Genomic DNA, 19,558 nt, shown 5'->3' with positions numbered 1-19,558 from the left:
CACCCTCTCGCCCGCCGGGGCCGCTCCCCCGCCCTCCGGGTCCGCGCCCGCGCTCCGGCTGCTGCCCGTCATCGTGCCCGCGCTGGCCGTCGGGGTCGCCTCCGCCCTCGTCCTGCTCGGTGTGAGCCTGCTCGCGGAGAGGCTGCAGGACGTGCTCTGGGAGACGCTTCCCGACGCGCTCTCCGTCGGCCGTTACTCCGCGCTCTGGACGATCGCCGTGCTGACCGCGAGCGGGCTGGTGGCCGGGCTGGTGATCCGGGCGGTGCCCGGTCACGCGGGGCCCGATCCGGCGACCACGGGGCTGGTCGATCCGCCGCTGCGGCCGGGGGTGGTGCCGGGGCTGCTGCTCGTCACGGCGCTCACCCTGGCGGGCGGGATCAGCCTCGGTCCGGAGAATCCGATCACGGCCGCCAACATCGCGCTGGCCTTCTGGCTCGGCCGCCGGCTCCTGCCCGGCTCCTCCGCGGAGCTGTGGCTCTCCCTGGCCGCGGCCGGCACCATCGGCGCGCTCTTCGGCACCCCGGTCGCCGCCGCGCTGATCCTCTCGGAGACCCTCGCCTCCCGCCCCGGGCCGGGGGCCCTGTGGGACCGGCTGTTCGGGCCGCTCGCGGCCGGTGCCGCCGGGGCGCTCACCATGACGCTGCTGACGCACCCCAGCTTCGACCTGTCCCTGCCGCCCTACACCCACCCGCGCTGGGGCGACCTGCTGTCCGCGGCCGTCATCGCCCTGGCGGGGGCGGTGCTGGGCCTGCTGGCGGTGTACGCCTTCCCGCACGTGCACCGGGCCTTCCGGGCCCTGCGGCACCCCGTCCTGGCACTGACGCTCGGCGGGCTGCTGCTCGGCCTGCTGGGCGCGCTGGGCGGTCATCTGACCCTGTTCAAGGGGCTCGACGAGGTGAAGACGCTCGCCGCCGACCCGACGGGCTGGTCGGCCGGGGAGTTCGCCGTCATGGCCGTGGTGAAGACGGCCGCGCTGCTGATCTCGGCGACCTGCGGCTTCCGGGGCGGGCGGATCTTCCCCGCCGTCTTCGTGGGGGTCGCGCTGGGGCTCTGCGCCCACGCCCTCGTCGACCGGGTGCCACCGGCGCTCGCGGTGACCTGCGGGGTGCTGGGGGTGCTGCTGGCCATCACCCGGCAGGGCTGGCTGAGCCTGTTCACCGCGGCGGTGCTGGTCGGCGACTCGGCCGTGCTCCCGGTCCTGTGCGTCGCCTCGCTGCCGGCCTGGCTGCTGGTGACCGGGCGCCCCCAGATGCAGTTGCGCGAGGACGGTACGCCGCTGAGGTGAGCCCGGCACCGGCACCGCCGCCCGGCGCGCCCGATGCCCGGCATTTCCGTATCGTCGCATTCGCATGCACAAGTCCCGTAAGCCCCTTCGGAGGTCCGGTCATGCCCACGCCCGTCAACGTCGCCGTCATCTACTACTCCGCGACCGGCACCGTCGCCACGATCGCCAAGGCCGTCGCGGAGTACGCCGAGAAGACCGGGGCACAGGTGCGGCTGCGCAGGGCCGGCGAGCTGGCCCCGCAGGCGGCCGTCGACTCCAACCCGGCCTGGGCGGCCAACGCGAAGGCCACCGCGGACATCCCCGTGGCCTCGCCCGACGACATGGTCTGGGCGGACGCGGTGGTCTTCGGGACGCCGACCCGGTTCGGGAACGTCACCTCCCAGCTCAAGCAGTTCATCGACACCCTCGGCGGGCTCTGGCAGGCGGGCCACCTCGCCGACAAGGTCTACAGCGGCTTCACCTCCACCAGCACCGCGCACGGCGGCCAGGAGTCCACGCTGCTCGCGCTCTACAACACGATCCACCACTTCGGCGGCATCCTGGTCGCCCCCGGCTACACGGACCCGTCGAAGTTCGTCGACGGCAACCCGTACGGGACCTCGCACGTCGCCGGTCAGGGCGACATCCCGGTCGGCGAGCAGACCCTGACCGCCGCCCGGGTCCAGGCCGAACGGGTCGTGAAGATCACCCGGGCCCTCAAGGACGGCCTCGCCGAGGAGGGCTCCCGGGGCTGAACCGCCCCCCGTCCGGCACCGACGTACCGACAGGCCCGTGGCCGCCCGGCCCCTCCCGGGTCGCACGGGGCCACCGAGAGTTGAGAAGGACCGTCCACCGATGCCTCTCCACGAAGGTTCCTCCCCCGCCGCGGAACCGTCCGCGAAACGCCGCAGGCTCGCCCTCAACCCGTTCTTCGGGGAGGCCGACCCGATCGCCGGCATGGAGCTGGCGCCGCCCCGGCACCGGCTGCCCGACGGGCCCATGCCGCCCTCGATCGCGTACAACCTGGTCCATGACGAGCTGATGCTCGACGGCAACTCGCGGCTCAACCTCGCCACCTTCGTCACCACCTGGATGGAGCCCCAGGCCGGGGTGCTGATGAGCGAGTGCAGCGACAAGAACATGATCGACAAGGACGAGTACCCGCGCACCGCAGAGCTGGAGCGGCGCTGCGTGGCGATGCTCGCCGACCTCTGGCACGCCCCCGATCCCTCGACGGCCGTGGGCTGTTCGACGACCGGTTCCAGCGAGGCCTGCATGCTCGCGGGGATGGCGCTCAAGCGCCGCTGGGCGGCCAGGAACGCCGACCGCTATCCGGCGGCGGCCCGGCCGAACCTGGTCATGGGCGTCAACGTGCAGGTCTGCTGGGAGAAGTTCTGCAACTTCTGGGAGATCGAGGCGCGGCAGGTCCCGATGGAGGGCGACCGCTTCCACCTCGACCCGCAGGCCGCGGCCGACCTCTGCGACGAGAACACCATCGGCGTCATCGGCATCCTCGGCTCCACCTTCGACGGTTCGTACGAGCCGATCGCGGAGCTCTGCGCCGCGCTGGACGCCCTCCAGGAACGCACCGGGCTCGACATCCCCGTCCATGTGGACGGGGCGTCCGGGGCGATGGTGGCGCCGTTCCTCGACGAGGACCTGGTGTGGGACTTCCGGCTGCCGAGGGTGTCCTCCATCAACACCTCCGGGCACAAGTACGGCCTGGTCTACCCGGGCATCGGCTGGGCACTGTGGCGCTCCCCGGCCGAGCTGCCCGAGGAGCTGGTGTTCCGGGTCAACTACCTGGGCGGCGAGATGCCCACCTTCGCGCTGAACTTCTCCCGGCCCGGCGCCCAGGTGGTGGCGCAGTACTACACCTTCCTGCGGCTGGGACGGGACGGCTACCGGGCCGTCCAGCAGGCCTCCCGGGACGTGGCCCGCACTCTCGCGGAGCGCATCGAGGACCTCGGCGACTTCCGCCTCCTCACCCGCGGCGACCAGCTGCCCGTCTTCGCGCTGACGACCGCGCCGGGCGTGGAGGCGTACGACGTCTTCGACGTGTCGCGGCGGCTGCGCGAGCACGGCTGGCTGGTGCCCGCGTACACGTTCCCGGCCAACCGGCAGGATCTGGCGGTGCTGCGGGTGGTGTGCCGCAACGGCTTCTCGTCGGACCTCGCCGAACTGCTGGTCGGGGACCTCCGGCGGGTCCTGCCCGACCTGCGCCGCCAGCCGCACCCGCTGAGCCGCGACAAGCAGGTGGTGACGTCCTTCCACCACTGACGCCCGGCCCGCGCCACGCGCGGCCCACGAGGCCCGGTCCGGACCGGGCGAAGGGTGCTACTCCTCGTCGCCGGGGTCGGGGATGCCCGTCGCGTACGGGTTCTCCTGCCCCTCGGCGAGCACGCCGACGAAGGGCTCGCCCTCCTCGCCCGCGAAGGTGTACGCGCCGCCCTCGATGCGGGCGATCAGGCCGCGCGTCCACTCGGCCCCGGCGTCCGCCGAGTGGATCCACAGGTTCATGATCTCGCCGATGTGGCCGACCGACTCGGGACCGGCCTCCGGCAGGTAGTGGGTGGTGACCGAGTCCCGCCAGGCCGCGAGGCCGGCCACCCGCTCCTTGAGCAGCGCGACCGCCTCGTCCCGCCCCAGGTCGACGATGCCGCCGAGGCCCGCCGACAGCACGTCCGGCCTCTGGTCGTACGAGGTCAGCGCGGCGCGCACCAGCGCCAGGTACTCCTCGTCGCCCGCCTCGGTGAGTTCGTACTCGGTGCGGGGCGGGCCGCCGGCCGCGCTCGGGGCGGTCTCGTGCTCGACCAGCAGGCCCTGCTTCGCCATCTGCTTCAGCGCGTGGTAGATCGATCCGGGCTTGGCGTTGGACCACTCGTGGGCGCCCCAGTACTCCAGGTCGTTGCGGACCTGGTAGCCGTGCGCCCGGCCGTGCTGCCGGACGGCACAGAGAACCAGCAGCCGGATCGCGGACATCTCACGCACCCCTTCTGGTCAACTTTGACCAGAGTAACCGCCCGCCTCGGCGACCAGCTCGAACGCGGTGCGTCCGTCCAGGGACTCCCGGATGATGTCGGCGTGCCCGGCGTGCCGGGCCATCTCCTCGACGAGGTGGACCAGCAGCCACCGCATCGAGCACTGCTCCCCCTTCGGGAACCAGGGCGCCTCGGGCAGCGGGAAGGTGTCGTCCAGGCTGGGCACCGAGCGGATGAACTTCTCCGTCTCGGCCGCGACGCCGTCCCAGAACTCCAGGATCCCCGGCACCGTCTCGTCGCCGACGAGCCGGAAGCTGTCCGCCCAGTTGCTCTCGTCGCGGCCGGTCTCGCTCGGCTGCCGCTGGGCCATCCGCAGCCAGTTCAGCTCGGTCTCGGCGACGTGCTTGAGCAGCCCGGAGAGGGACAGCCCGCTGGCGCTGGGGCGGCTCGCCGCCTGCTCCTCGGTCAGTCCGAGCAGCGTGCGCCGGATGCCGCCGCGCTGGGCCTCGACGAAGGAGAGGAGAACGCCGCGCTCGTCGCCGGGGGTTCCTGCGGGAACGTGAGTGACCATGATGTCCGCCTTGGTGCTCGATGCCGGTTCTTCCTGACACGGATCAAGCTATGACCCATCGCGGTCAGCTTCCGTCCTAAAGAGGGGAGGGGGCGGCAGAAAGATCCGGCCGCCCGCGGAGGCGGGCGGCCGGAGGAGGAGTGCGGGGGATCAGAAGGGGAAGACGGCGCGTTCGTGCTGAATGGAGATCCACCGCTGGGTGGTGAAGGCGTCGACGGTCGCCTCGCCGTTCAGCCGGCCGAGCCCGGAGAACTTCTCGCCGCCGAAGGCCACCAGCGGGTCGTCCTGGACGGTGGAGTCGTTGACGTGGAACATCCCGCTGACGACGCGCCGGGCGAACCGCACCCCGCGCTCGACGTCGCGGGTGTGCACGGCGCCGCTCAGCCCGTACGGGGTGTCGTTGGCGATCCGTACGGCGTCGTCCTCGCCGTCGAACGCCATCAGCAGCGCCACCGGGCCGAATATCTCCTGGGACAGCAGCGGGGAGTCCTCGGGGAGCCCGGCGAGCACGGTCGGTTCCACGAGGTTGCCGCGGGTCCGGCCGCGGACGAGCGCGGTCGCCCCGTCGGCGATCGCCCGGTCGACGAGCGCGGTCAGGGCGTCGGCCCGGAAGGTGTTGATGACCGGGCCGATCCGGGTCTCCGGGTCGCGCGGGTCACCGGTCGTCAGCGCGGCCACCGCGGCGGTGAACCTCTCGGTGAACTCCTGCTCGATCCGGCGGTCCACCAGGATGCGGTTGGCGGCCATGCAGACCTGCCCCTGGTACACGAAGCGGCTGAAGACGGCCGCCTCGACCGCGTAGTCGATGTCCGCGTCCTCCAGCACCACCAGGGCGCTGTTGCCGCTGAGTTCGAGGATCGTCCGCTTGAAGTGCCCGGCCGCGACCGCGCCGACGTGGCGGCCGACCCGGTCCGATCCGGCGAAGGAGATCACCGCGGGCACGGGGTGCTCGATGAACGCGTTCCCGATCTCGGCGACGTCGGTGATCAGGACGTTGAGCAGCCCGGCGGGCAGCCCGGCGTCCTCGAAGATCCGGGCGACCATCCCGCCGCCGACGACCGGGGCGTTCTGGTTGGGCTTGACGACGACCGCGTTGCCGAGCGCGAGGGCCGGCGCGACGGACTTCATCGCCACCAGGAACGGGAAGTTGTAGGGGGTGATCACGCCGATGACACCGACGGGCAGCCGGTGGAGGCGGTTCTCCCTGCCGTTCGCCGGGGAGGGCAGGAGGCTGCCCTGCGGGCGCAGCGCCCGGTGGATCGCGTCGCGCAGGAACTCCAGGGCGGCGCGGAACTCGTACTCCGCCTTGATGCGGGTGCCGCCCAGCTCGTCGATGATCGCGTCGACGATCTCGGCTTGCCGTTCCTCGGTGATGCGCAGGGCGCGTTCCAGGACCGCGCGGCGCTCGTACGGGTTGGTGGTGGACCAGCTCCGCTGGGCACGCTCGGCGGCGCGGTAGGCCAGGTCGACCTCGTGCGCGGTGGCGATGGGGATCTCGGCGAGTTTCTCCCCGTTGTAGGGGTTGAAATCGATGATGTCCCACGATCCGGTACCGGTCCGCCATTCACCGTCGATGTATTGGTGGGCCAGCTCGTGGAAGAAGGACATACGATCCCTTAACTCATCCGCAGACTTCCGTCGAACCGTCATGGTACTGATGAATCAGATGAGTTGGAGCAGACCGCGGAGCAGATCGCGGCTCTCCTCGGCATCCGGACTGTCCTCGTGCAGCCGCACCATGGCCTTTTCGTACTGAGCGACTTCTTCGGCCTTGTCCAGATAGAGCGCACTTGTCAGCTGCTCCAAATAGACAATGTCCGACAGATCGGATTCCGGGAATCGCAGCATCGTGAAGGAGCCGCCCTCCCCGGCGTGCCCGCCGAAACTGAACGGCATCACCTGAAGGGTGATGTTGGGCTGCTCCGACATTTCGATCAGATGCCGCAATTGCCCCCGCATCACTTCCCGGTCGCCGTACGGCCGGCGCAGCGCGGCCTCGTCCAGCACGGCGTGGAAGCTGGGCGCGTTCTCGGAGACGAGGGCCTTCTGGCGTTCCAGTCGCAGCGCCACGCGGCGGTCGATCTCGACGGCGGGGGCGTCGCCCATGCCCCGGGTGACGACCGCGTGCGCGTACGCCTCCGTCTGCAACAGGCCGTGGACGAACTGGACTTCGTACACCCGGATGAGAGAGGCCGCCCCCTCCAGCCCGATGTAGGTCTGGAACCACCCGGGCAGCACGTCGCCGTAACTGTGCCACCAGCCCGCCACATTGGCCTCGCGGGCCAGTCCGAGCAGGGCGTCCCGCTCCGCCTCGTCCGTGACGCCGTAGAGCGTGAGCAGGTCCTCGACGTCCCTGGCCTTGAAGCTCACCCGTCCCAACTCCATGCGGCTGATCTTCGATTCGGAGGCCCGGATGGAGTAGCCGGCCGCCTCACGCGTGATGCCGCGCGAGTCGCGCAACCGCCTGAGCTGCGAGCCCAGCAGGATGCGCCGCACCACAGATCCACTCGACTCGCCTGCCGCCACCGGTCCGGTCCTTCCCTTCGCTTCCTGGGCATCGGGGCTCCCCCTCGATCCCCAAGTGCCGGATTCTGCCACCAAAACGCTTCAGCCCGTACTCATTCGATTACGGAAATGGGAAGACTTCCGTAAAGCTGCAAAAATACGCAGGGGAAGAAATGACCAAGAACCGGCACGGGTTCGGACAGGTCAGGCGCGTGCACGTGCATCTGCCCTTGCATCTGCCCTACGCATTGGGAACGATGGAGCCCGCGCACCTGCGTGCTCGTTCGTGTTGTGCCGCTGTACCCCCCGCAGTACCGATACAGCCGCGAATCCCGGGAGTGCCTCGCATGGGGACGAATGGATCGACGATGCTCGAGCCGTTAAGGCAGGGGCTTCCCCCCATCGATCCCTCAGCCGCCTCCGGGTCAGCCACCTGCACACTGCCCGCCCGCTACGAAGCCGTGAGCGGTGCGCGGAAGTTCACCCGGACGACGCTGAACGGATGGGGGCTGGGCGAGCGCTTCGACGACGTCGCACTGGTCGTCTCCGAACTCGTCACGAACGCCCTGCGGCACGCCCTGCCCGGGGACAACGCACCGGATCCCCAGGACCCGCCCGTACGGCTGCACTTGATGCGGTGGAGCTCACGCCTGGTGTGCGCGGTGCGCGACCCCAGCCAGGAGAGCCCGATCGCCTCCGAGGCGCCGGACTCGGCGGAGTCCGGGCGCGGCCTCTTCCTCGTGGAGTCCTTCAGCGACTCGTGGGGCTGGCACCCGTCCCCCTCGTCGGACGTCATCGGCCCGGACGGCCCGGCGACGTGCGGCAAGGTGGTCTGGGCGCTGTTCCGGCTCACCGACGGCAGGTGACCGGCCGCCGGCGACCGGCGGTCGGCCCGCGACGGGCCGGTGACGGATCGGTGGATGCCCGCCGGGCGACGACCGCCGGACGACGACCTGACGGCGCACACCTCTCCGCGGGGTGTGCGCCGGGGTGCGTCCGGGCGGGATGCCACCCGCGACGGGTACGGAATTTCCGTGGCGCGCTTCCGCGGGATGCGATGACGGGCACCCCGGCCCGGGGCGGTCAGCCGCCCGCGACCAGGTGGTCGAACTCCCCGTCCTTCACGCCGAGCAGCAACGCCTCTATCTCGGCCGGCGTATAGACCAGGGCCGGCCCGTCGGGGTGGCGCGAATTCCGCATCGCCACATCTCCGTCGGGCAGTTTCGCGAACTCCACGCAGGATCCCTGGGAGTTGCTGTGTCTGCTCTTCTGCCAGACGACTCCGTGAAGCTCTGTGGCCGCCATGCCGTTGTACACGTGGTGCACAGGACGCTCCCCGAGTTGCAAGGTGCAAGTGTCAACTGTCCCGGATCATAGCTCTGTTCAATTTTCCCTGCATGAGCAGATGCATGCGCGGATGCACGTGCACGCGGGGTGTTCCCGCGATTACAGCTTTCCTCCCAGGGATAGACGCACGAAACGCCTCTTCGGCTCCGTCTGCCCCGAGATGAACGCACCAACCCGGCGGGGAGCGCTGATAACTTGGCCCGGACTTTCGTCGACAAGGGGGAATTACAGATGCACAGAGTCGTACGTGCCGGTGCGGTGCTCGCGACCGGAATCCTCGCCACCGTCGCACTGACCGGTTGCGGCGGCGACAGCGACAGCGAGAAGAGCGACCCGGGCAAGGACTCCGCCGCGGGGCGGGAGACGCCCGGTCGGGGTTCCGGCGACGGCGGGGACGACGGCGCCTCCGCGGGCGACGCCTCGACTCTGGAGGGCGGCTGGGCCGGGAAGACCGACGGCAGGGCCATCGTCCTGTCCGTGTCCGCGGGCAAGGCGGCGCTCGTCACCGAGGAGCACGCCTGCACGGGCACCGTGCAGGACACGGACAAGGTGGTGATCGCGCTGAAGTGCGTCAGCGGTGGCACCGACCGCACCTCGGGGTCCGTCGAGTCCAACGACGGCAAGACCGTCGTGATCTCCTGGGACAGCGGGGTCAAGGACACCCTGGCCAAGACCGACCCGGGCGCCCTGCCGTCGGGCCTGCCCGAGCTGCCGGACATGTCGGACCTGCCGACGTCCTGACGAACCGATCGTTCCGGCGGCCCCGACCCGGCCGCCGGAGCCGCCCGACCGGCCGGAGCCGCCGGATTCCCGATGGGCCGGCGGTCCCTCACCCGGCACGTGCGAACGCTTCACTCCGCCCGGCCCCCGGGCCGATCCGAATCCGGCCCGGGGGCGGGGCCGGGGTCGGGACCGGGCTTCGACTCGGACTCAGGACCGGGGCCGGGACCGGGCTTCGCCCCGGGCTCGGGTGTCAGTTTCGCCCCGGGCTCGGACTCGGGTGTCGGCTCGGGTGTCGGCGTCGGCTCGGGCTCGGGCTCAGGCGTCGGCTTCGGCTTCGACTTCGGCTTCGATTCGGGGGCGGGCTTCGACTTCGGCTTCGTCGATCCGTCCAGGCCCCGGGAGAACTCCTCCAGGGCGTCCAGGAGGAGATGGGCCCCTTCCCGTACGAAGGGGTCGTCCGTCCCGCCCTCGCCCCCGGCCTGCCGCGCGTCCCACTCCGCCAGTGCCTCGCGCACCTCGGACCAGTCCGGTACGCGCCGCTCCCGCACCTCCTTCGCACCCTGTTCGGTGGCCCGGCGCAGCGCTCCGGCGAGACGCGCGGCGTCCGGTACGGGGGTGGCGCCGCCGCCGGGGAGGTGGGCCTCCAGCAGCATCGCGGCCCGGCCGAGTTCGGCGAGCGCGTGCTGGGTGTCGTCGGCGGCGGCACGGGAGAGACCGCGGTTGCGCACCGGTTCGTGCTGGGCGACCGCCAGCGCCTCCTGCCAGGCGACCCGGGCCTCGCGGGTGTCCAGCAGCGCCGAGCGGACGTCGTCGTGGCCGCGTTCGGCCGGTTCGGCGTACTGGTCGACGACCGAGGCGGCGTACCGTCCGTCCGCCTTCAGCCAGTCCCCGAGCCTGCCGCGCAGCCGCGGCGTCTCCCACGCCGGGTAGAGCGCGTACGAGATCATCGCGAGGAGTCCGCCGGCGAGGGTGAGGACGACCCGTTCCAGCACGGTCTGCGACCAGTCGCCGCCCGCCATGCCGAGCAGGAAGACGACGTACGCGGAGATGCACGCCTGGCCGACCACGTACCCGGTGCGCATCAGCAGGTACATCAGCAGGGCGCAGAGCACGGCGAGCGTCGCGGCCAGGCCCGTGCCCGGCCGAGTGGCCTGGACGATTCCCGTGGCGAGCGACACCCCGACGATCGTGCCGCCGAACCGGGCCACGGAGCGCCCGTACGTCTGGGAGAACTCCGGCCGCATCACCATGACGGCCGCCATGGGCGCCCAGTAGCCGTGCCCGAACGGCAGCGCGGTGCCGATGAGGTAGCCGACGGCCGCGACGGCGGAGACCCGTACGGCGTGCCGCAGGATCGGTGAGCCCGGGCGCAGTTCGGCGCGCATCGCCTTCACCACGACGGGGACCAGCCTCAGGAGGGTGGGGCGGCGGCGGTGCGGTGCGGCGGACGGGGTTCCGTCCGCGGTGGCCTTGATGGACTCGGCGGCCCGGTCCGCCTCGGCCTTCTCCTCCTTCGTCCCCTCGCCGTCGGCCGTCTCGATGACGTCGGAGAGCAGCGCGCCGAGCCGGTCGGCGGCCCGGCGCGGCGGGCCGGTGAGCAGCGTTCCGGTGTCCGGGGTCCGCAGCGCGGCCACGGCGGCCGGGGACAGTTCGACCGGGTCGCCGTGGCGGATCGCACGGGCCGCCGAGTCGAGCACCGATCCGGCGGCGGCCAGGAGTTCGCGGACCCGGTCCCGCTCGGGCCCCTCGGACGGCACGCCCAGCGACGGATCGGCGAGCGAGGCGAGGACCGGCCGGATGCGTTCGGCGATGCCCCGGGAGCCCTGCAGTTCGGGCGGGCGGCGGCGGGCCTGGCGGGGGGTGACCGCCGCCGCGTTGCGGGCCGTCATCAGCGGCACCGGGTCGAAGGGGGCGACCGGGTCGTGGCGCAGCCGCCGGGCGTAGTCGGCCTCGGCGGCCAGCGCGTCGGCGAGGGCGTCGCGCTGGGCGCCCCATCTCCGTACCGGGAACAGGACGATCAGCGTCGCCTGCACGACCCCGCCGACCAGGATCATCACGGCGTGCACGGCCGAGTCCGCGACGGAGGTCGGCAGGGTGATCGTGACCAGCATGATCGCCACGTTGGAGGCGGCGATGAGACCGCCGGTCGGGCCCGCCGCCCAGGCCAGGCCCGCGACGAACGTCCAGAGCACCAGCAGGGCCAGGAAGAGCAGCAGCCGGGAGCCGGTGAGGTAGCCGAGGAACGTGGACACGGCGAGGCTCGCGCCGGAGACCAGCGCGAGGACCGGCCGGGGGCGCCAGCTGCGCTGGAACGTGGCGATGGCCGCCTGGAACGCGCCGAACGCGGAACTCGCGGCGACCACGGGACCGAAGAGCGCGAGGGAGATCCCGATGACGAGGGCGAGACCGGCCGCGCCGCGGATCGCGATGAGCGGTTCGAGACGTTGCCGCTCGATCTTCAGCCCCGAGCGGGCGGTCTCCTTCAGCGCCCGGAGCCAGCTCATGCCCAGAGCCTAGCCGGAATTACCGTTTTGCCCCGAGTTGGGGGAGGTCGAATTCTCCGGGCCCGAGAAAATCACCCGGGCCTCCACAGCCCGGGGTCGACGGAACCCGGGGCAGGCGGAGTCCACGACCTCCACAGTCCGGGCAGGCGGAGCCCGTGGCGGACGGAACCCGTGGCCTTCACGGCCCGGGGCGGGCGGAGCCCGGGTTCCGCCGGTCAGCGTTTTCCGCGCCGGTCGTGCCGGTCGTGCCGGCCGCGCAGTTCCGGGCCGGGCCCGCCCATCCGCGCCCGGTCCGCGGCGGCCGTGCCGTGGTCCCAGCCGTCCAGGTCCGTGACGCCCCTGACCCGGGTGGTCGTGGTCCGGGGGAACATCCGCTCGGCGGTGTCCGTGACCGCCATGTCGCGGGCGGCGAGCACCGGGAGCAGCTGCGGATCGCTCCCTCCCCCGTCCCCCGCCCCGGCCTCGGCCTCGGCGGCCGCGGTGACGCGGGCGGTGTCGGCGGCGAGCCGGCTGCCCAGGCGCTGGGCGTACGCCATCAGGAAGGACTGCCGGAACGTCTTGGTCCGCTTGCGTCCGCCGGCCCGCTGGCCCGCCTCCGCCTTCGTCATCGCCACCGTGCCCTGGACCAGCAGGGAGGTGTACAGCAGCTCCACGGCGTCCAGGTCCGGTTCGAAGCCGACCACCGTGGAGAAGCCGAGGTCGCTGTTCCACACCGCGCGGCAGCGGTTCGCGGAGGCGACCGCGTCGAGCAGGATCGCCTTCGCCGTCTCGTACGGCGCGTCCACCCCGACCCGGCACGCCCCGGGCGCCTCCTCGCTGTGCGTACGCGCGGCGAGCAGGGCCTCGTCGATGGAGTGCCGGGCCATCAGCTCCTGCGCCTTGGTGGTCAGGGCCTCCGCCTCCTCGGGGAAGCCGGTCGCCTCGGCCTTGGCGAGCAGGGCCCGGATCCGGGTCAGCATCCGGGGTTCGTCGTGCGCGGGCGGCAGGCGGAGCCCGTGCGGGGCGGCGCCGGGCGGCGGACCGACCGGCTCGATGGCGGGGAGCCGGAGCAGCAGCCGGTACAGCCCGAGGACGGCGGACCCGTAGGAGAAACGGTCCGGCCGGTTACGGGGCGGAGCGTCCGGGAGCCCGTCGAGCTGGGCGCGCCAGCGCGGCGGCAGCGACTCGTACCGCGCGGTCTCCGAGCCGATCAGCCCGGCGGCGATCCCGGCCGCGGTCTCGTCGAGCTCGTGGCGGACGGTGCGTACGACGTCGGCGGGCTGCCAGCCGCGCTCCCAGGCCCGGCGGACGAACTCCTCGCCGCGCCGGAACAGTTCCGCGTCGGCCGTCGGATCGGCGGCGAGCAGCGAGGCGCCGGTGTCGAGTCCGGCGTCGCCGTCCGAGTAGAGGGCCGCCGCGAATGCCTGGTCGATCACCGGTTCCATGGGGTCAGGGTAGGCAGGGCGGAACGGCGGGGTGGGGCTGGCCCCACCGTGCGGACGGGCCCTGGTGGTCGTGATCGCGGGACGCCGGAACGGTTCGATCGCAGGTATGACCTCCCCGCACCCGTCCACCGCGTCCGCCCCGCGCACCGCGGCGTCCGTGCCCCGCGCGTCCGCGTCCGGCGCCGACGCCGTACGGCTCCGTTCCCTGCGCCGGTCCTACGGCCGGGTCGACGCCCTCGACGGCGTCGACCTCACCGTCCGCCCCGGCACCTTCACCGCCGTCATGGGCCCGTCCGGGTCCGGCAAGTCCACGCTGCTGCACTGCGCGGCCGGGCTGGACCGGCCGACGTCCGGCACCGTCGAGGTGGGCGGGACGGAACTGACCGGGCTGAACGAGCGCCGGCTGACGCTGCTGCGCCGGGACCGGATCGGCTTCGTCTTCCAGTCGTTCAACCTCGTCCCCTCGCTGACCGCCGCGCAGAACGTCGCGCTGCCGCTGCGCCTCGCGGGCCGCCGCCCGTCCCGCGCCGGGGTGCGGGAGGCCCTGGCCCGGGTCGGCCTCGCGGACCGGGCGGGGCACCGGCCCACCGAGCTGTCCGGCGGCCAGCAGCAGCGGGTGGCCCTGGCGCGGGCCCTGATCACCCGGCCCGCGGTGCTCTTCGGCGACGAACCGACCGGCGCGCTGGACACCGCGACGAGCCGGGGGGTGATGGAGATGCTGCGGGAACTGGTGGACCTGGAGGGGCAGACGATCGTGATGGTCACCCACGACCCGGTGGCCGCGGCGTACGCGGACCGGGTGGTCTTCCTGATCGACGGACGGGTGGCGGACGACCTGGCCGCCCCCGGCACCGAACGGATCGCGGCCCGGCTCACGGCGGGACGCGAACGCGCCGGGCACGGCACGCGCGGCGACGGGCACGGCAACAGCACCAACACCGGCACCGGCACCGGCAACAGCACCGGCACCCGGGCCCCGGAGGCGTCGTGCTGACCGTCGCCCTCGCCTCCCTGCGCACCCGCTGGACCACGCTCATCGGCACCTTCGTCGCACTCGCGCTGGGCGTGGGCCTGATCGCGACCATGGGCCTCGGGCTCGCCTCGACCCTCGACGCCCCGGACCGGGCGCCGCAGCGGTTCGCCGGATCGCCGGTGGTCGTGATGGGCGTCGACACCCTGACCGTACGGGTGCGGCGCGGGCCGTCCACGGCCGAGGTCGGCCGTCGACTCGCTCATCCACACCCTGTGGACACCGAACTCCTGCGCGAACTCCGGGCGCTCGGTCCGGTGACCCGGGACGACGGCCCGGAGCTCGTCGGACCCCCCTCCGCCACCGGCCGGGGCGCGACGCGCGGCCCGGACGCCGTGGGGATGGACGCGCCCGCCGAGGAGGTGCGCCGCGTCGTCGGCGACCGCGCCCTGGTCCTCACCGGGGACGACCGGCGTCGCGCCGACCCGGACACGGAGCGGGACGCCGAGGGGCTGGTGGCCGTGAACGCCCTGCTCGGCACGGCCGGGGGCGTCAGCGCCTTCGTCTCGGTCTTCGTCGTCGCGTCGACGTTCGCCTTCTCGGTGGCCCTGCGCCGCCGCGAGTTCGGGCTGCTGCGCACGGCGGGGGCGACGCCCGGCCAGTTGCGGCGGCTGCTGCTGACGGAGGCCGCCGTGATCGGCGTGCTCGCCTCCGCCGCCGGGTGCGCGCTGAGCCGCCCGGCCGCGTCGGTGCTGGCCGAGCTGCTGGTGGCGGAGGGCATGGCACCGTCCTGGTTCAGGATCGGCCCGGCCTCCTGGCCGCTCCACGTCGCCTTCTGGACCGGGCAGGCCGTGGCGCTCGCGGGGGTCTGGGCGGCCTCGCGGCGGGCCGGCCGGACCGGACCGGCGGAGGCGCTGCGCGAGGCCGACGTCGACACCGGCCTGCTCCCGCCGGTCCGCCGTCTGCTCGGCGTCGTCCTGCTCGCGGGGGCCGCGTTCCTGATGGCGAAGTCCCTGGTCACCGACCCGTCCGCGTTGCTGAAGCGGAAGACGTACATCACTCAGCCGATGGTCCTGATCACGGCCGTCGCGCTGCTCGCGCCGCTGCTGGTGCGTCCGCTGGTCCGGCTGGTCCGGCTGCCGGGGGCGACCGGGACGCTCGTGTCCGCGAACACGTCGGCGGCGTTGCGGCGCACGGCCGCGATCGTCGCCCCGGTGCTGGTCACCGTGGGACTGGCCGGTTCGGTGGCCGGTTCGGCGATGTCGGTGTCGGCGGCGCGGGCGGCGGAGGCGCGCGAACACACCCGGGCCGATCTGGTCGTGACGGGACGGGACCTGAGGCCCCGTCCGGTGCCGGGCGCGACGCTCTTCGCCTCGGCCCCCACCGCCGTCCACGTGCGGGAGGAGGGCTCCGCCCTCGTCACGTCCGAGGCCCGCGCGGTGGACGACGCGAAGGCCCTCGCGGCGGTCGGCCGGCTGCCGGTGGTGGCGGGCGACATCGGGGATCTGGACGACCGCTCGATCGTGGTGAACGAGGAGTGGGAGCAGCACACGGTGGGCTCGACGGTCCGGGTGCGGCTGGGCGACGGGCGGCCGGCGCACCTGCGGATCGTGGCGGTGCTGGCGCTCGGGACGGGGAACAACGGGGCCTATGTGACCAGGGCGAACGCTCCGGCGGCCGGGATCGACCGGATCGACGTGCGCCTCTCGCCGGGCGCCGACCGGGCCGCCGTCACCGCGCTGCTGCGCGGGACGGGCGGCACGGTGCGGCCGGTGGAGCGATGGCTGGCCGCGACGCATCCCCGCACCGGTGCGCAGACCCGGTTCGGCCTGGCCGTGGTCCTGGGCATCGCGCTGGTCTACACGGTGATCGCCCTGGCCAACACGCTGCTGATGGCGGGGTCCGTACGGGCCCGGGAGCTGGACGCGCTCCGGCTGGCCGGCGCCACCCGGTCGCGGGTCCTCGCGGTGGTGGCCGGGGAGACCCTCTTCGCGGTCGGGCTCGGGGCGCTGCTCGGCCTGGCCGTGACCGCGGCGAACCTGGCGGGCCCGGCCGCCGCGCTGGCCGCGCTGTCCGCGCCGGTCGAGGTGTCGGTGCCGTGGTCGCTGATGGGCGGTGCGGCGGGGGTGTGCGCGGTGGTCGCGGTGGGGGCGGCGCTGCTGCCGGGAGCGGTGCGCCGCACGCGCTGCCGGTGACCGGGTTCGGCGGCCCGGTCCGGCCGGGCCGCCGAACCCGGCCGGGCAACGTGTGTGGTCCATCCAGCGGCACTTGCTGACGAGGCATCCGCTTTCCCCTTTCATCACGCTTTAGCGTGCTTCCTGTCCTATCCCAGAGGCCGCCGACGGAGGCGATCGAGGAATGACCGGAGACCGACAGCAGGACACGAGCAAGAACCCGGGCGGGAAGCCGGACGGGGGTACGGGCGCGGGCGCGCGGGCGGTCACCTCGCGACGGCGCGTACTGGCCGCCGCCGCGCTCGCACCGGTACTGACCGCGGCCGGAGCGACCGGGGCGGCCGGAGCGGCCCGCACCGGGACGGCAACCGGGCACGGCGAACGGATCGAGCCCGTGCGGACCACCCTGGCGGACTGGGCGGGCGTGGCGCGGGCGCTGGGCCGCCCCGGCAGCATGCTGCGCGACACGGCGTACCACACGAGCTTCCCCCGGCAGGACCTGCGGGTGGTCTCCGGGGGCGTCGTCGTCACCCCCGGGCTCGCGCTGGGCACGCACGTGGCCTTCATCCGTTACGCCGACGGCAGCACGATGATGATGGGCGACGTGGCGGTCACCGAGAAGGAGCTCCAGCGGGTGACCGACGCCTGGCAGGAGCACGGGATCGAGCAGACCGCGCTGCACAAGCACCTGCTCTCCCACACCCCCGACATCTGGTGGACCCACGTCCACGCGCACGGCCACGACCCGTCGGCCCTGGCCCGCGGGCTGCGCGCGGGGATCGACCGCACCGCCACCCCGCCCGCCCGGCCGCCGCGCCCGCAGCCGCCGATCGACCTGGACACCGCCGCGATGGACGCCGCGATGGGCACGAAGGGCACCGCCAACGACGGGATCTACAAGATCCTCTTCATCCGCCGCGAGACCGTCGTGGACGGTCACCTGGTCCTGCCGCCGGGCCTGGGATCGACCAGTGCGTTCAGCTTCCAGCCGCTGGGCGGCGGCCGGGCCGCGCTCAGCGGCGACTGCGCCATGGTCGCCGACGAGGTCCCGCAGGTGCTGAGGGCCCTGCGGCGCGGCGGGATCGAACTCGTCGAGCTGCACAACCACCACCTGTCGGAGAACCCCCGCCTGTTCTTCATCCACTTCTGGGCCGTGGGCGACGGCGTCGAGCTCGCGCGGGCACTGCGCCCGGCGGTGGACGCCACCGACGTCGTACCGAACACCTGACCTCGACCGCACGGACCGGAGGAACCGTACGGACCGGAGGAACCCGACGGGCCCGGACGGAACCCGACGGGCCCGGACGAGTGCACGCCCCCGGTCGCCGGGCCGTATTGCGCCGGTCCAGCGACCGGGGCCGCCGATCTGTTCTGCATATGGACCAATCGACCGGGAGCGGCGCGTTTCCGGGCCGACGACCGGGCACCCATGTCCCGTCCGGCCCGCACCCCGCACGGACGGAGCCCGGCCTCCCCACCCCACGAACCGACCGTCAGATCCTCACCTGGAGCTCCGCATGGAACCAGCCGCCGACGCCCGGCACTGCCCGTTCGACTACGCCGAAGCACTCGAATTCGACCCGGTGCTCAGGGACTTGATGAACGAGGGACCGGTGTCCCGCATCCGTCTCCCGCACGGCGACGGCGACGCGTGGCTCGTCACCGGCTACGACGACGTGCGCACGGTGACCACCGACCGGCGCTTCAGCCGCACCGCCGTCATCGGCCGGAACTTCCCGCGCATGACCCCCGAACCGATCGTCCAGGCCGAGGCCATCAACGTGATGGACCCGCCGGGCAGCAGCCGGCTGCGCAGCCTGATCTCCAAGGGCTTCGCACCCCGCCACATGGAGCGCATGCGGGTGCGCACCCAGCACGTCGTCGACGAACTGCTGGACCGGATGGAGGAGGACGGCGCCCCGGCCGACCTGTTCGAGCACCTGGCGGCCCCGCTGCCGCTGACCACGATCTGCGAGGTCCTCGACATTCCCGAGGCGGACCGCGCGCAACTGCGCGCCCACGCCCGGACCATGATGGACACCACCGTCGAGAACAAGGAGGCGGCGATCCGCTCCAAGGCCGATCTCCGCGCCTACTTCGCCACGTTGACGGCGCAGCGGCGGGCGAACCCGGGCGACGATCTGATCAGCGCGCTGGCCACCGCCCGCGACGGGGACGAGATCCTCAACGACCAGGAACTGACCGTCATGGCCATGGTCCTGCTCATCACCGGCCAGGACACCACCACGTACGAGATCGGGAACATCGCCTACACCCTGCTCACCAGGCCGGACGAACTCGCCATGGTGCGCGATCAGCCCGACATGCTCCCCCAGGCCATCGAGGAGCTGCTGCGTTTCATCCCCTTCCGCAAGGGGGTCGGCATCCCCCGGGTCGCCACCGAGGACGTGGAACTGAGCGGGGTGCGCATCCGGGAGGGGGACATCGTGCACGTCTCCTATCTGACGGCCAACCGCGACGGCCGGAAGTTCGACCGCCCCGACGAGCTGGACCTGGAACGCAACGGGCCGTCCCACATGACCTTCGGCTGGGGCGGGCACCACTGCCTCGGCGCCCCGCTCGCGGCCACGGAGCTCCAGGTCGCCATCGGAACGCTGCTGGAGCGCTTCCCCGCCCTGAAACTGGCGGTGCCGGCCGAGGACGTGCGCTGGAACAAAACGTCGATCTGGCGCTATCCCCTCGAACTCCCCGTCACCTGGTGACCGGGGAGGTCCCGCACGCCCGATGACCGGGGGCGCTCCGGCTCACGCCGCGAGACCGCGGCACGCGCCCCGGACCGCCGTGCGCGCCTCCGTACGTCGTACAGGTACGGCGTACGGAGCGCACGGCCGGGACCGGGCCGGACCCGGCCGGACCCGGCCGGACCCGGCCGGACCCGGCCGACGGGAGGCCGTCATCGATGATGCGTCCGCGGAGGACGGGCGGCAACCGGAGCGTTCCGCCGCACCCCACCGCGTCTCACCCGCTTGTCGAGCTGGAAGTGGAATCCGGTGGAGCGGACCGCGTAGGAGATCCAGTCCTCGGTGGCCGGGATGACGAACGAGCCGTTGCGCTCCAGCCGTACCCCCGTGCCG

At 72.9% G+C, this 19,558-nt stretch carries 16 protein-coding genes and 1 pseudogene; 9 read left to right on the top strand and 8 right to left on the bottom strand.

The genetic code is table 11. The features are described 5' to 3' along the window. The 3 genes from EAO76_RS37455 to EAO76_RS37445 form a co-directional block, all read left to right on the top strand. Nucleotides 1-1,285, top strand: a 1,285-nt coding sequence (locus EAO76_RS37455; protein WP_399463479.1) for an ion channel protein, incomplete at its 5' end; no start/stop codon positions are given. Nucleotides 1,286-1,386: 101 nt separating this feature from the next. Then, on the top strand, nucleotides 1,387-2,019 hold the full coding sequence (gene wrbA / locus EAO76_RS37450) for an NAD(P)H:quinone oxidoreductase (protein WP_148840682.1): 633 nt from the start codon (nucleotides 1,387-1,389) through the stop codon (nucleotides 2,017-2,019). A 100-nt stretch (nucleotides 2,020-2,119) separates the two neighbouring features. After that, nucleotides 2,120-3,544, top strand: coding sequence for a glutamate decarboxylase (locus EAO76_RS37445; RefSeq protein ID WP_148840681.1), 1,425 nt, complete (start codon nucleotides 2,120-2,122; stop codon nucleotides 3,542-3,544). A 57-nt stretch (nucleotides 3,545-3,601) separates the two neighbouring features. Here EAO76_RS37445 and EAO76_RS37440 read toward each other — a convergent pair whose 3' ends face one another. From EAO76_RS37440 to EAO76_RS37425, 4 genes are all read right to left on the bottom strand, one after another. Then, a complete protein-coding gene (locus EAO76_RS37440; protein WP_148840680.1) occupies nucleotides 3,602-4,246 on the bottom strand; it encodes a PadR family transcriptional regulator in 645 nt (214 codons plus the stop codon). 18 nt (nucleotides 4,247-4,264) lie between these two features. Beyond that, on the bottom strand, nucleotides 4,265-4,816 hold the full coding sequence (locus tag EAO76_RS37435) for a DinB family protein (protein ID WP_148840679.1): 552 nt from the start codon (nucleotides 4,814-4,816) through the stop codon (nucleotides 4,265-4,267). Nucleotides 4,817-4,966: 150 nt separating this feature from the next. Then, the gene (locus EAO76_RS37430) at nucleotides 4,967-6,424 is read right to left on the bottom strand and encodes an aldehyde dehydrogenase family protein (RefSeq protein WP_148840678.1); all 1,458 of its coding nucleotides are present in this window, start codon (nucleotides 6,422-6,424) and stop codon (nucleotides 4,967-4,969) included. Between the two features lie 54 nt (nucleotides 6,425-6,478). Beyond that, complete coding sequence (locus EAO76_RS37425; protein WP_148840677.1) at nucleotides 6,479-7,342, bottom strand: helix-turn-helix transcriptional regulator; 864 nt, start codon at nucleotides 7,340-7,342, stop codon at nucleotides 6,479-6,481. A gap of 347 nt (nucleotides 7,343-7,689) precedes the next feature. Between EAO76_RS37425 and EAO76_RS37420 the strand changes: the two genes are divergently transcribed. Continuing rightward, nucleotides 7,690-8,187 carry an ATP-binding protein gene (locus EAO76_RS37420; RefSeq protein ID WP_148840676.1) on the top strand — a complete coding sequence of 166 codons (498 nt, stop codon included), beginning with the start codon at nucleotides 7,690-7,692 and terminating at the stop codon, nucleotides 8,185-8,187. Between the two features lie 217 nt (nucleotides 8,188-8,404). Here EAO76_RS37420 and EAO76_RS37415 read toward each other — a convergent pair whose 3' ends face one another. Continuing rightward, nucleotides 8,405-8,647: a DUF397 domain-containing protein gene (locus EAO76_RS37415; protein WP_148840675.1), complete on the bottom strand. Its 243-nt coding sequence runs from the start codon at nucleotides 8,645-8,647 to the stop codon at nucleotides 8,405-8,407. Nucleotides 8,648-8,899: 252 nt separating this feature from the next. On the opposite strand from EAO76_RS37415, the gene EAO76_RS37410 reads away from it, so the two are divergent. Beyond that, on the top strand, nucleotides 8,900-9,409 hold the full coding sequence (locus EAO76_RS37410) for a hypothetical protein (protein WP_148840674.1): 510 nt from the start codon (nucleotides 8,900-8,902) through the stop codon (nucleotides 9,407-9,409). Between the two features lie 110 nt (nucleotides 9,410-9,519). Here the strand turns inward: EAO76_RS37410 and EAO76_RS37405 are convergent, their stop codons facing one another. Both EAO76_RS37405 and EAO76_RS37400 read right to left on the bottom strand, forming a co-directional pair. Then, complete coding sequence (locus EAO76_RS37405) at nucleotides 9,520-11,895, bottom strand: FUSC family protein (protein WP_262376082.1); 2,376 nt, start codon at nucleotides 11,893-11,895, stop codon at nucleotides 9,520-9,522. 215 nt (nucleotides 11,896-12,110) lie between these two features. Further along, on the bottom strand, nucleotides 12,111-13,319 hold the full coding sequence (locus EAO76_RS37400) for a DUF2786 domain-containing protein (protein WP_148840673.1): 1,209 nt from the start codon (nucleotides 13,317-13,319) through the stop codon (nucleotides 12,111-12,113). A gap of 106 nt (nucleotides 13,320-13,425) precedes the next feature. Here EAO76_RS37400 and EAO76_RS37395 point away from each other — a divergent pair, with 106 nt between their 5' ends. The 4 genes from EAO76_RS37395 to EAO76_RS37380 all read left to right on the top strand — a co-directional run bounded on the left by EAO76_RS37395 (nucleotide 13,426) and on the right by EAO76_RS37380 (nucleotide 19,186). Then, nucleotides 13,426-14,313, top strand: a complete 888-nt coding sequence (locus tag EAO76_RS37395) for an ABC transporter ATP-binding protein (RefSeq protein WP_148840672.1) — start codon at nucleotides 13,426-13,428, stop codon at nucleotides 14,311-14,313. Then, a complete protein-coding gene (locus EAO76_RS37390) occupies nucleotides 14,307-16,484 on the top strand; it encodes an FtsX-like permease family protein (RefSeq protein ID WP_187438940.1) in 2,178 nt (725 codons plus the stop codon). The genes EAO76_RS37395 and EAO76_RS37390 overlap by 7 nt, the downstream gene beginning before the upstream one ends. A 163-nt stretch (nucleotides 16,485-16,647) precedes the next feature. After that, nucleotides 16,648-17,691, top strand: a complete 1,044-nt coding sequence (locus EAO76_RS37385) for a DUF1259 domain-containing protein (RefSeq protein WP_148840671.1) — start codon at nucleotides 16,648-16,650, stop codon at nucleotides 17,689-17,691. 289 nt (nucleotides 17,692-17,980) lie between these two features. Further along, a complete protein-coding gene (locus tag EAO76_RS37380; protein ID WP_148840670.1) occupies nucleotides 17,981-19,186 on the top strand; it encodes a cytochrome P450 in 1,206 nt (401 codons plus the stop codon). A 191-nt stretch (nucleotides 19,187-19,377) separates the two neighbouring features. Here EAO76_RS37380 and EAO76_RS47820 read toward each other — a convergent pair. Continuing rightward, a pseudogene (locus tag EAO76_RS47820) lies at nucleotides 19,378-19,558 on the bottom strand (type III polyketide synthase); the annotation flags it as partial.

Origin of the sequence: Streptomyces sp. sk2.1 (assembly GCF_008120935.1) — a bacterium.
Classification (GTDB): domain Bacteria; phylum Actinomycetota; class Actinomycetes; order Streptomycetales; family Streptomycetaceae; genus Streptomyces.
The sequence above is the reverse complement of the archived record's forward strand: the minus strand, read 5'-3'. Positions and strand labels throughout refer to the sequence as shown.